The sequence below is a fragment of the Desulfuromonas carbonis genome, assembly GCF_054658035.1.
This window is the reverse complement of sequence record NZ_BAAHXR010000002.1, coordinates 680,427-692,916: the sequence shown is the minus strand read 5'-3', so window position 1 is coordinate 692,916 and position 12,490 is coordinate 680,427. Positions and strand designations below refer to the sequence as shown.

Genomic DNA, 12,490 nt, shown 5'->3' with positions numbered 1-12,490 from the left:
AATGATTGAAGTTGGGACGAGCAGCGTACTGTTGATCGATGACGACGATTCCCTGCGTCGGGTGATGGAATTTACTCTCGATCAGGCAGGGTGGCGGGTATTGCTGGCGGCCGACGGCGAAGCGGGTCTGGCCCTCTTCCGCCAGGAACGGCCTGCGGTGGTGGTTACCGATATCCAGATGCCGGGGATGTCGGGGATGGAGCTTCTGGCCGCGGTGCGGGAGCTCGACCCGAGCGCGGTCGTCGTAATGATTACCGCCTACGGCACCGTGGAGAAAGCGGTCGCGGCGATGAAGCAGGGGGCCTACGATTTCCTCACCAAACCCTTCTCCCGCGACGAGCTGCGCCTCGTCCTGGAGCGGGCCTGGAGTTTCCTCGACCTGCAAAAGGAGAACCGGCGCCTGCGCGATGCCCTCGCGACCCGCGAGGACTTCAGCCTGGTGGTCGGCAACTCCGATGTCATGCGGGAGGTCTTCGAACGGGTGCGTCGGGTCGCCGCCAGCGAGGCGTCAGTCCTCCTTGAGGGGGAGAGCGGGACCGGCAAGGAGCTGATCGCGCGGGCGATTCACCAGCAGAGCGACCGGCGCGACGGTCCCTTCGTCGCGGTCAACTGCGCGGCGATTCCCGCCGACCTGCTCGAGAGCGAACTCTTCGGCCACGTCAAGGGGGCCTTTACCGGTGCCATCCGCGATCGCCGCGGCAAGTTTGCCCAGGCCGATGGCGGCACCCTCTTTCTTGACGAGGTCGCCGAACTGCCGAGCGAGATGCAGCCGAAGTTGCTGCGGGCCTTGCAGGAACGGGAGATTGAACCGGTCGGCGGTCTCCCCGGCAAGGTCGATGTGCGCCTGGTCGCCGCAACCAACCAGAACCTCGACCAGGCACTGGCGCAGGGGCGCTTCCGGGAGGATCTCTATTACCGGCTGGCGGTGGTGCCGTTGCGCCTGCCGCCGCTGCGGGCGCGGCGGGAAGATATCCCGCTGCTGGTCCGGCACTTTGCCGGCAAGTACGGCGGCGGTGACTTTGCCCCGGCCGCCCTGCAGGCGCTCACTGCCTATCCCTGGCCCGGCAACGTGCGCGAACTCGAAAACGCGGTGCAGCATGCGCTGGTCCTGCGGCAGGGGGGAGTGGTGGAGGTGGCGGATCTGCCGGAAAAGATCACTCGTACGCCCCTTTCCCCCTCTGGCGGGGTCGTTACCCTGCCGGAGGGGGGCTACAGTCTCGAGGCACTGGAGAAAGAGGTGGTAGTCGAAGCGCTGCGGCGTTGTGGCGGCAACCAGACCCGGGCCGCCGCCTTTTTGCGGATACCGCGGCACACCCTGGTCTACCGGATGGAAAAATATGCCATCCCGCGGCCGTCGGATGACGGCGCGGAGGCAGCGACGGCGACCGCTGACGTCGCTGGAAAGGAAGGCACCCGTCCGTCATGAAAGGTATCTTCACCCTGCTGGTGCTGCTCGCTACCCTGTTGCCCGCCTCTCTGCCGGCCGCCGAGCGGCGCAGTCCGGTGGTGGCGGCGATCGAGAAGGCCGGCCCGGCCGTGGTCAACATCCGCACCGAACAGATCGTCAAACGCCGGCGCGCGCCGGTCTTCGGGTTCGGCGATTCGATCTTCGACGAGTTCTTTCGCAGCTTCGCCGCGCCCCAGGTCTACAAGACCCAGTCCCTCGGCTCGGGGGTGATCGTCGATCGGCGCGGTTACGTCCTGACCAATGCCCACGTGATCGAACAGGCGTCGAAGATCTTCGTCGCAGTGCCGGGACAGACCCGGGAACTGGCCGGGGAACTGGTTGGGAGCGATGAGCGCCTCGACCTGGCGGTGGTCCGCATCCAGGGGGAGGGGGATTTTCCTTTTCTGGCCCCGGGCCGCTCCGACGACCTCCTCCTCGGCGAGACGGTGATTGCCATCGGCAACCCTCTCGGACTCGGCCATTCGGTGACCACTGGTGTCGTCAGCGCCGCCTCCCGGCGGTTGCCGATGGACGACGGCGTCGTCGGTCATTTCATCCAGACCGATGCGCTGATCAACCCGGGGAACTCCGGTGGCCCGCTGCTCAACATCAACGGCGAGCTGATCGGCATCAACACCGCCATTGCCCGCCAGGCCCAGGGGATCGGCTTCTCGATCCCGATCGATCTCGCCCGGCGCGTCGCCGGAGACCTGATAAAACATGGCCAGCGCCGCCCGGTCTGGCTCGGCCTGCTGCCAGGATCGGTCAATGTGGCCCTGACCCGCAGTCGCGGCGCTGGCGGGGTACTGGTGACCGAGGTCGACCCGGGTTCGCCGGCCGCCAAGGCCGGGGTGGAGCTGGCCGACGTCATTCTTGGCATCGACGGTCTCGAGGTCGAGTCGCCCGCCGAGATGCTGCAACTCCTCTCCAGTTACACGCCCGAAGATCAGCTGCGCTTGCGGTTGCTGCGCGGCGACCAGGAGCAGGAGGTGACGGTCGTTCTCGCTCCGCTGCCGCCAGAATATGGCTTGCGCTATGTCGAGCGAATTTTCGGTTTCCGGGTCCGGGAAGGTTCCCGTGGTCTGGTGATTGCCGCCGTCACCGCCGGCAGTCCGGCCCAGCAGGCCGGCCTTCAGGTCGGGGATGTGGTGGCGGAAGTCGGGGGTCAGCGCTTTAGCGGCGCCAGGGAGTTCGGGGCCTACTTCGAAGCCCATCTTGGCGAACTGCCGCAGAGCTTCCTCTTCGGCCGGGGGGACCGCGGCGCCTACATCGATCTCCCCTGACCGGGAACCCTCATCTTCGACGCCACCGGCGTCTTGACTGGAGTCAGCCATGGCACGCATGCTGGTCGACGGTACCCTTCCGCGGCAGCCGGGATCGCCACAGTTCGAGCTGGAGGGATGGATCGATACCGCCCCCTTCGAGGACCTGCTCGGCATGACCATCGAATCGGTGGGGGAGGGGGCCGCAGTGCTGAGCCTCCCCTTCGTCGTTCGCCTCGCCCAGGGGGGCGGCGTGCTGCATGGCGGGGCGCTCACTGCCCTCGCCGATACCGCCGTGGCCATGGCGATCAAGTCCCGGCTGCCGGCCGGGACGATCTTTGCCACCACCGAACTGACGACCCGATTTCTCGCCCCGGTAGCGTCCGGGCGGGTGGTGGCCCATGCCAGGGTACGCGGTCCCGAGGGGCGCAGTTTTTTCGGCGAGGCCCGGGTCGTCGCTGAGGACGGTCGCGAGGTGGCGCATTTCAGCTCGGTCTTTCGGGTCGCCCGCGGGCAGGGGATCGGCGAATGAACCGCCAGGACTTCATCGCCCTGGTCGAGCGGAGCTGGGCCGCCATTCCCGGGGAATTTCTGGAGCGGGTCGACAATCTCAGTCTCCAGGTCGAGGACTGGGCCGATGTGGAGACCCTGGCCGAGGTCGGTTTCGAGGACCCCCGCGATCTCCTCGGGTTTTACCGCGGGCTCCCCCTCGATGAACGCGGTTTCGACCAGCTGCCGGGGCTGCCGGATGTCATCGTCCTCTACCAGCGGGCGATCGAGGAATATGCCCGTGAAAGCGGCGAAGGACTGCTGCGGGTGATCCGCGAAACCCTGCTGCACGAGCTGGCCCACTATTTTGGCTTCTCCGAGGAGGAGATGGACCACATCGAGGCGCACTGGGCGGAATCGGGTCACTGAGCCGTACCGGCAGGCTGCGCCGCCGGGGTGGCCTCCGTCTTGACATTTCCCCCGCTGACGGGTAGAAATGGGCCTACCCTTCTGAAAGGAAACCTTCCCGATGTTTCGTCCTGTCTGCAAAATAGTACCGCTCTTGCTGCTCCTTTTTTTCTCCCTCTCCGCCAACCTGGTCGCCGCCGGCACCTCAAAGGCCGGTCCGCCGCGGGTCGGGCAGCTCGCCCCCGACTTCACCCTCAAGGATGTCAAGGGGCGCAGCTACACCCTGTCGGAGTTGCGCGGCAAGGTGGTGCTGGTCAACTTCTGGGCGACCTGGTGTCCGCCGTGCCGGGCGGAGATGCCGTCGATGGAGAAGCTGAGCGCCATGCTTTCGAATGATGATTTCGTGCTCCTCGCCATCAACGCCGAGGAGGACGCCCTCGATATCGTCCAGGAGTATCTCCAAAAGTCACCCCACTCCTTTCCGGTCCTCCTCGACGGCGAGACCGCGGTGCAGCAACAATACGGGGTTTATGCCTTTCCGGAGACCTTTATCATCCGCCGCGACGGGATTATCGCCGATCACGTTATCGGCGCCATCGACTGGACCGGTCCCAAGGTCCTCAACCTGATCAAATTCCTGATCAACGGGTGAGGATGTGACCGCTAATGCCGATGTGACGGTCTGGATTGCGCTTTCCGCCGGGGTTCTCTCGTTCTTTTCCCCTTGCGTATTGCCCCTGATCCCTTCCTACCTTACCTACATTACCGGACTCTCCTTCCAGCAACTGCAGGAAGCCCACCCGACCGCCAAGGTGCGGGTCGTGGTGCTGCTCCATTCGCTGACCTTTATTCTCGGGTTTTCCCTGGTTTTCATCTCCCTCGGGGCCCTTGCCGGCCTCGCCTCCGCCTCCTTTCAGAGCCACCTGCGCGAAGGGCTGGTCTGGGTGCAGCGGGTCGGCGGTTTGCTGATTTTCCTGTTTGGCGTCCATATGAGCGGTCTCTTTCATTTCGGGGTTCTCCTCGGGGAAAAACGGGTTCATATCCAGACCAAGCCGAGCGGGTTCATCGGAACGCTGGTGGTCGGCATCGCCTTTGCCGCCGGCTGGACCCCCTGCATCGGGCCGATTCTCGGTGGTATTCTCGCCATGGTCGCCGGCACCAGTGGCGGCGCCGGCCGCGGAATTCTACTCCTCGCCTGTTACTCGGTAGGGCTGGGGATCCCGTTTCTCATCTCCGGCCTGCTATTTCATGGGTTCCTCGGGTTTTTCAACCGCTTCCGGAAACATATCCGCATCATGGAAATTTTGACCGGGGTGCTGCTGATGGCGGTGGGGGTGATGCTCTTCTTCGGCTTTTTCGGCAAACTCTCCGGTTACCTCTATCGTTGGTTGCCCCTGACCGGCTGAAGGCGCAGCGCGTTTTCGGCTTGACAGCGGCAGCCCGCTTCTCTATGGTTGAAAACGATTTTCAATTTTGGAGAGAGCCATGCCCGGAAAAACCCTTTTTCGCGACTATCTTGCCGCCAAGGGATTGAAGTCGACCCGGCAGCGGGAGGTTATCCTCGACGAGTTCCTGCGCTGCGCTTCACACCCTTCGACGGAAGAGCTCTACCTGCGTCTGCGAAAAAAACACCCGGGGATCGGCTACGCGACGGTTCATCGCGCCCTCAAGCTCTTCTCCGAATGCGGGATTGCCGAAGAGCGCAATTTCGGTGACGGCCAGACCCGCTACGAGTCACGCAGTGGCGAAGAACACCACGATCACCTGATCTGCCTCGGTTGCGGCGCGATCATCGAATTCGAGGATCTCCGTATCGAGGAGCTGCAGGCCAAGGTGGCCGCACAGCACGGCTTCGTCATCGAAAACCATCGCCTCGAACTTTACGGGCGTTGCGGCAAGTGTGCGCAAGGGTGATCCCGGTTTCACCCCGTAGTGAAAATGAATATCCATCTTAGGTGTGAAAGCTGTTATTGATGCAGACCCCTCCCGCTGATTCGAATCACCCCAAAATCGTCCTGGTCGGCAACCCCAACGTAGGGAAGAGTGTGCTCTTCAATGCCCTGACCGGGGCCTACACCACCGTCTCCAACTACCCCGGGACCTCGGTGGAGGTCTCCCGTGGCCACTGCGAAATCGACGGCACCCGCTACGAGGTGCTCGACACCCCGGGGATGTACGCCCTGCTGCCGATTACCGAAGAGGAGCGGGTGGCGCGGCAGATTCTCCTTGCCGAAACCGGCCACATCATTGTTCACGTTATCGACGCCCGCAACCTCGAACGGATGCTGCCGATGACGCTGCAGCTGATCGAGGGCCGGCTACCGGTGCTGCTGGTGGTGAATATCCTCGACGAGGCGGAGCGCATCGGCATGCAGATCGATACCGCGCTGCTGCAGGAAAAACTCGGCATTCCGGTGATCGGCGCCGCCACCGCCCGCAAGCGGGGGCTGAAGGAGATCCGCGCTGCCATCGCCGCATTCGACAGCACGCGCCGCCCCACCTTCGCCTATGCCAGTGACCTTGAGCGCGATATCCTGCGGATTGCCACCACCCTCGCCAGCGACTACCCCCTCGATCGCCGCGCCATCGCGCTGCTCTTGATGCAGAAGGACGAGGAGGTGCTGGAGCTGGTCCGGACGGCGGAAGGGGAAGGGTTTGCTGCCGTCGAGACGGCGGTGCGGGCGGTCGCTTTCGAACGCCGCGTCGACTTGCATCTGCGCATCAGCCTGGAGCGCAAACGGGTCTGCAAGGGGGTTCTCGACGGCGTGGTCAGCCAGGATTCCGGCGCCCGCACCCCCTTCAGCGAACGGCTGTCGGGCTGGATGATGAATCCCTGGAGCGGCTTTCCGCTGCTGCTGCTGGTGCTTTACTTCGGGCTCTATCAGTTCGTCGGCAACTTCGGCGCCGGGACGGTGGTCGACCTGCTCGAAGGGCATCTTTTCGAGCAATGGCTCAATCCCTGGGCGATCGCCCTCTCCGATCGCTTCCTTCCCTGGTACTGGCTGCGCGAACTGATCACCGGCGAGTACGGCATCTTTACCCTCGGCATCCGCTACGCGGTCGCCATCATCCTGCCGATTGTCGGGACCTTCTTTCTCGCCTTTTCGGTGATCGAGGATACCGGCTATTTCCCGCGCCTGGCGATGCTGGTCGACCGGATTTTCAAGCAGATCGGCCTCAACGGCCGGGCGGTAATCCCGATCGTCCTCGGTTTTGGCTGCGACACCATGGCGACCATGGTCACGCGCACCCTGGAGACGGTCCGCGAGCGGTTGATCGCCACCGTCCTGCTTGCCCTGGCGATCCCCTGCAGCGCCCAGCTCGGCGTCATTCTCGGGCTCCTCTCCGGCGCCCCCGGCGCCCTCCTGGTCTGGACCTTGTGCGTTGCCGCCATCTTTCTCGTCATCGGCTTTCTCGCCGCCCGGGTGACGCCCGGCGAGCTGCCGATGTTCTACATGGAGATTCCGCCGCTGCGCCTGCCGCAGCCACGCAACGTCCTGGTCAAGACCCTGACCCGGATGCAGTGGTACCTGCTCGAAATTTTCCCCCTCTTCATCTTCGCCTCGGTGCTGCTCTGGGCCGGCAAGCTCAGCGGCGCCCTTGGCGGACTGATTACCCTGCTGCGGCCGGCGATGCTCGCCCTGGGGCTGCCACCCGACACCGCAGCGGTCTTCGTCCTCGGCTTCTTCCGGCGCGATTTCGGCGCCGCCGGGCTCTACGACATGCAGGCCAACGGCGTCCTCAGCGTGGTGCAGCTGACGGTAGCCGCGGTCACCCTGACCCTCTTTGTCCCCTGTATCGCCCAGTTCCTGATGATGAAAAAGGAGCGGGGCTGGCCAACGGCGACCGGCATCTTTGTCTTCGTCACTGCCGTCGCCTTTGGTTGCGGCTGGCTTCTCAACCAGGCCCTGCTTTTCACCGGAGTCCTTTCATGATCTGTGGTTTCTGCGGCCGGGAGATTCCCGACCGTCTTCCCCAACCGGAAGACCGTTGCGGCGCTTGTCCCGGTGGCTGTCGCAAAGTTCATTGTCCGCACTGCGGGTACGCCAATCCGTCGGTGCCGGCATTTCTGCAAAAACTGACTCGTTCCAGGGCCAAGGGGGAGAAGGAGGATTCATGATGATCTCGCACCAGGCAGAAGATATCCTCGAGGCGCTCTGGATTGCGACCGAGGAGAAAGGGGACCACGGCGCCCTGCTTGAGACCCTCGGGCTCCGTCCCGATGACGCCGCTCTGGAGGAACTCGACCGGCTCGCCTTTGTCGATATCCAAGGGGAGCGGGTTCATTTGCGGGAAGAAGGGCGCGAGGAGGCGCAGATGGCAGTGCGCCGGCACCGGCTGGCCGAACGCCTGACCATGGACATCTTTGATATCCGCGGTCCGGAAGGGGACGAGAAGGCCTGCGAATTCGAGCACCTGTTGCGCGGCGCCGTCGACACCAAGCTCTGCACCCTGCTCAACCACCCTGCGACCTGTCCCCATGGCCGGCCGATTCCTCCTGGCCGGTGCTGCCGTGACGCCAAACAGCAGGGTGCGCCCGGGGTGGTCGCCCTGACCGAACTCAAAGCGGGCGAAGTCGGCGAAATTGCCTATCTCTCCACCGCCGAGCCGAAGAAGATGCAGAAACTGATGAGCATGGGCGTTCTTCCCGGCAACCAGTTACTGCTCAAGCGCGCCTACCCGAGCTACATCTTCCGCATCGGTCATTCCGAATTCGCCGTCGACCAGGAGCTGGCGCGGGAAATCTTCGTCCGTCCCGGGCCGGGGAGCTGAAACCAACCTGTTGCCATCTCTCCTGTCCCTCTCGGAAGGGGACCCCATTTGCGAACCTGGAGCGTCTGTCATGGGTGACAATAATCAGCTGACCATTGCCAAAGGGGCGGACTTCATCGGCATCCTGCCGACCATGGCGAACCGGCACGGACTGGTCGCCGGCGCTACCGGTACCGGCAAGACTGTTACCTTGCGGGTATTGGCCGAGCAATTCAGCGCCCGCGGCATTCCTGTCTTTGTCGCCGACGTCAAGGGGGATCTTTCCGGCCTGGCCCACCCCGGCGGCGACCAGCCGCGGATCCAACAGCGGGCCGCAGACCTTAGGCTCACGGATTTCAATCCGGCCGGCTTTCCGGTGGTCTTCTGGGATCTTTTCGGCGCCCAGGGGCACCCGGTGCGCACCACGCCGACGGAAATGGGGCCGCTACTGCTGGCCCGGCTCTTCGACCTCAATGAGACCCAGGCCGGAGTCCTCAACCTGGTCTTCAAGATAGCCGACGACCAGGGGTTGCTGCTGCTCGACCTCAAAGACCTGCAGGCGATGGTGCGTTTCGTCGGCGACCAGGCGGCGACCTTCCGCACCCAGTACGGGAACATCTCGGCGGCGAGCATCGGTGCCATTCAGCGTGCCCTGCTCGCCCTCGAGCAGCAGGGGGGGGGCGCGTTTCTTCGGGGAACCGGGTCTCGATCTCGAGGACCTTTTGCAAACTGCCGGCGACGGTCGCGGCGTCATCAACATCCTGGCCGCCGACCGGCTGATTCAGCAGCCGAAGCTCTACGCCACCTTTCTGCTCTGGCTGCTGGCGGAGCTCTTCGAGCGCTTGCCGGAGGTCGGCGATGTCGACCAGCCGCGCCTGGTCTTCTTTTTCGACGAGGCCCATCTCCTTTTCGCCGATCCGCCCAAGGCGCTGCTCGAGACCATCGAGCAGGTGGTGCGGCTGATTCGCTCCAAGGGGGTCGGGATCTATTTCGTTACCCAGAATCCCCTTGATCTTCCTGACACCATCCTCGGCCAGCTCGGCAATCGCGTCCAGCACGCCCTGCGTGCCTTTACTCCTCGTGACCAGAAAGCGGTACGGGCGGCGGCGGAGACCTTTCGCTCCCGTCCCGGACTCGATGTCGCCCGCGCCATTACCGAACTCGGCGTCGGCGAGGCGCTGGTCTCGGTGCTCGATTCCCGCGGTGCGCCGACGCCGGTGGAACGGGCACTGGTCTGTCCACCCCGCAGCCGCCTGGCCCCCCTTACTCCTGCCGAACGGCAGCAGGTGGTCGCCGCCTCGCTGCTGGCCGGGCAGTACGAGCAGACGATTGATCGCGATTCTGCCTACGAACGCCTCAAGATCCGGGCTGCCCGGGCGGTGCCCGAGGTGGGGAACGGGAAGCCCCCGGCCGCCCCGGAAAACCGGCAGAAGGTGCTGCTGGAGGCGGCCGCCAAGAGCGCCGCCCACGCCATCGGCAGTCAACTCGGGCGCCAGCTGTTGCGCGGCCTGCTCGGCTCCCTTTTCGGCGGCCAGCGCCGCCGCTGATCCCTTGCGGGTCGCGGCCTCGGGCGCGTTCCCCCCGCTGCTGCATGGCTTGACTTCCCCCTGCGATTTCTTTACTCTACGGGCGGCTTCCAGCAGCAGTGAAAGGATTCGTTCCATCATGCGCGTTACCGCGATTATTCCCGCCCGCTTTGCCTCCACCCGCTTTCCGGGCAAGCCCCTCGCCGACCTGCTTGGCAAACCGATGATCCAATGGGTCTGCGAGCGGACCGCCCGGGCCTCCGGGATCAACCGGGTGGTCGTCGCTACCGATGACCAGCGCATTGCCGACGCCGTGCGGGCATTCGGCGGCGAGGTCGAAATGACACGGCCGGATCATCCCACCGGCACCGACCGCCTGGCCGAGGTCGCTGCGCGCATCGAAACCGATCTGGTCGTCAACGTGCAGGGGGACGAGCCCCTGATCGACCCGAAAATGATCGAACAGGCGCTGGCGCCGCTGAAGAAGAATCGCGGCATCCCGATGGGGACCCTCAAATGCCCCCTGACCTCGCTGGAAGAGTTCCGCAACCCCAATGTGGTCAAGGTGGTGACCGACCGCCAGGGGTTCGCCCTTTACTTCTCCCGGGCGCCGATCCCCCATGCCCGCGACCTCGGCGACCTCCTCCCCGAGGATCTTGCCGGCCTCAATTGCTTCAAGCATGTCGGTCTTTACGTCTATCGCAAGGATTTCCTCCTCACCTATCCCAAACTGGCCGTCACCCCGCTGGAAAATCTTGAAAAACTTGAGCAGTTGCGGGCGCTCGAACACGGTTTTCGCATCCGCGTGGCGGAGACCGCTCTTCCGACCCAGGGGGTCGATACCCCGGCGGATCTGCAGCGGGTCGTCGAACTCCTGCGTGGCGGCAGGGTCAAGGGGTGAAATTGGGGTTTTCTTTTGCCACCCCGATGTGTAAAATTTCGATTTTGATCCTGCCTGCTTCGGCATTGGGGCAGGTTTCCGTGCTGCCAAAGGAGTCCCCATGAAGACCAAGTTTATTTTTGTTACCGGCGGTGTCGTCTCCTCTCTGGGCAAGGGACTCGCCGCCGCCTCCATCGGGGCTCTCCTCGAAGCCCGGGGTTTGCGGGTTTCCATGCAAAAGATGGATCCGTATATCAATGTCGACCCCGGGACCATGAGCCCGTTTCAACATGGCGAGGTCTTTGTTACCGATGACGGGGCCGAGACCGACCTCGATCTCGGTCACTACGAGCGCTTCACCACCGCGACCCTGTCGCGCAAATCGAACTTCACCACCGGCCAGGTCTACGACTCGGTCATCCGCAAGGAGCGCCGTGGCGACTACCTCGGCGGGACGGTCCAGGTCATTCCCCATATCACCAATGAAATCAAGGGAAAGATCCTCGAGAATGCCAAGGGGGTCGATCTTGCCATCATCGAAGTCGGCGGGACCGTCGGCGACATCGAGTCCCTGCCCTTTCTGGAGGCGATCCGCCAGTTTCGCACCGACCGCGGCCACGAAAATGTTCTCTACATTCATCTCACCCTCGTCCCCTATATCCCCACCGCCGGTGAACTGAAGACCAAGCCGACCCAGCACAGCGTCAAGGAATTGCGCGAGATCGGCATTCAACCCGACATTCTCCTCTGCCGCTGCGACCGGGAAATCCCCCGGGACATGAAGGCGAAGATCGCGCTCTTCTGCAACGTCCGTGAAGAGGCGGTCATCACCGCCCGTGACGTGCAGTCGATCTACGAGGTCCCCAAGGTCTACCACGACCAGGGGCTCGACGAGCGGCTGGTCGAACTCCTCAATATCTGGACCAAGGCGCCCGACCTTTCCGACTGGGAGCGGATCGCCAAGCGGGTGCGCGAACCGGCCGGCGAGACGACCATTGCCATCGTCGGCAAGTATGTCGAGCTGACCGAGAGCTACAAGTCCCTGGCCGAAGCCCTGACCCACGGCGGCATCGCCAACGACTGCCGCGTCAATCTGACCTACGTCGATTCCGAAGCCCTGGAGCGCCATGGCGTCGGCGACACCTTTGCCGGTGCCGACGGCATCCTGGTACCGGGCGGCTTCGGTGAACGGGGGAGCGAAGGAAAGATTGCGGCGATTCGCCATGCCCGGGAAAACCAGCTCCCCTTCTTTGGTATCTGCCTCGGTATGCAGATGGCGGTGGTCGAATTTGCCCGCCACGTCTGCAATATCGAGGATGCCTACTCTTCCGAGTTCCGGGAAGAGGCGAAAAATCCGGTCATCCATATCATGGAAGGGCAGAAGGGGGTGAAAGGGAAGGGGGGGACGATGCGCCTCGGCGCCTACCCCTGCGAGCTCGCCGCCAAGACCCAGGCGCGCCGGATCTACGGCCAGCAGTCGATCAGCGAACGCCATCGGCATCGCTACGAATTCAACAACCACTACCGCGATACCCTGCGCAAGGCCGGTCTGGTCATCTCCGGCAGCAATCCCGAGCTTGACCTGGTCGAGATTGTCGAGCTCGCCAACCACCCCTGGTTCCTTGGTTGCCAGTTCCACCCCGAGTTCCGCTCGCGGCCGATGGCGCCCCATCCGCTCTTCGAATCCTTTGTCGGCGCCTGCCTGAAACATCGTGGGGAGAAATAA

11 protein-coding genes and 1 pseudogene are annotated in these 12,490 nt (G+C 63.9%); all 12 read left to right on the top strand.

The window, feature by feature from the left end; genetic code table 11:
* The first annotated feature begins 1 nt into the window (after position 1).
* The 12 genes and pseudogenes from ACYQ8E_RS05570 to pyrG all read left to right on the top strand — a co-directional run bounded on the left by ACYQ8E_RS05570 (position 2) and on the right by pyrG (position 12,490).
* Positions 2–1,426: a sigma-54-dependent transcriptional regulator gene (locus tag ACYQ8E_RS05570; RefSeq protein ID WP_459860381.1), complete on the top strand. Its 1,425-nt coding sequence runs from the start codon at positions 2–4 to the stop codon at positions 1,424–1,426.
* Complete coding sequence (locus ACYQ8E_RS05565; RefSeq protein ID WP_459860380.1) at positions 1,423–2,730, top strand: trypsin-like peptidase domain-containing protein; 1,308 nt, start codon at positions 1,423–1,425, stop codon at positions 2,728–2,730. Before ACYQ8E_RS05570 ends, ACYQ8E_RS05565 begins: the two co-directional genes overlap by 4 nt.
* 49 nt (positions 2,731–2,779) lie before the next feature.
* Positions 2,780–3,241: a PaaI family thioesterase gene (locus ACYQ8E_RS05560; RefSeq protein ID WP_066727571.1), complete on the top strand. Its 462-nt coding sequence runs from the start codon at positions 2,780–2,782 to the stop codon at positions 3,239–3,241.
* Positions 3,238–3,627: a metallopeptidase family protein gene (locus ACYQ8E_RS05555; RefSeq protein ID WP_066727570.1), complete on the top strand. Its 390-nt coding sequence runs from the start codon at positions 3,238–3,240 to the stop codon at positions 3,625–3,627. The genes ACYQ8E_RS05560 and ACYQ8E_RS05555 overlap by 4 nt, the downstream gene beginning before the upstream one ends.
* A 100-nt stretch (positions 3,628–3,727) precedes the next feature.
* The gene (locus tag ACYQ8E_RS05550) at positions 3,728–4,258 is read left to right on the top strand and encodes a TlpA disulfide reductase family protein (RefSeq protein WP_459860378.1); all 531 of its coding nucleotides are present in this window, start codon (positions 3,728–3,730) and stop codon (positions 4,256–4,258) included.
* A gap of 4 nt (positions 4,259–4,262) precedes the next feature.
* A complete protein-coding gene (locus ACYQ8E_RS05545) occupies positions 4,263–5,012 on the top strand; it encodes a cytochrome c biogenesis CcdA family protein (RefSeq protein ID WP_459860376.1) in 750 nt (249 codons plus the stop codon).
* Positions 5,013–5,091: 79 nt separating this feature from the next.
* Positions 5,092–5,520 carry a Fur family transcriptional regulator gene (locus ACYQ8E_RS05540; protein ID WP_459860375.1) on the top strand — a complete coding sequence of 143 codons (429 nt, stop codon included), beginning with the start codon at positions 5,092–5,094 and terminating at the stop codon, positions 5,518–5,520.
* A 59-nt stretch (positions 5,521–5,579) separates the two neighbouring features.
* Entirely contained in the window at positions 5,580–7,541 is a 1,962-nt protein-coding gene (gene feoB, locus ACYQ8E_RS05535; RefSeq protein WP_459860373.1) for a ferrous iron transport protein B, read from the top strand.
* Positions 7,542–7,722: 181 nt separating this feature from the next.
* On the top strand, positions 7,723–8,379 hold the full coding sequence (locus tag ACYQ8E_RS05530) for a metal-dependent transcriptional regulator (protein ID WP_066727565.1): 657 nt from the start codon (positions 7,723–7,725) through the stop codon (positions 8,377–8,379).
* A gap of 70 nt (positions 8,380–8,449) precedes the next feature.
* Positions 8,450–9,905: pseudogene (locus ACYQ8E_RS05525) on the top strand (helicase HerA-like domain-containing protein).
* A 118-nt stretch (positions 9,906–10,023) separates the two neighbouring features.
* Complete coding sequence (kdsB, locus tag ACYQ8E_RS05520; protein WP_066727563.1) at positions 10,024–10,785, top strand: 3-deoxy-manno-octulosonate cytidylyltransferase; 762 nt, start codon at positions 10,024–10,026, stop codon at positions 10,783–10,785.
* Positions 10,786–10,885: 100 nt separating this feature from the next.
* Complete coding sequence (pyrG, locus tag ACYQ8E_RS05515; RefSeq protein WP_459860372.1) at positions 10,886–12,490, top strand: CTP synthase; 1,605 nt, start codon at positions 10,886–10,888, stop codon at positions 12,488–12,490.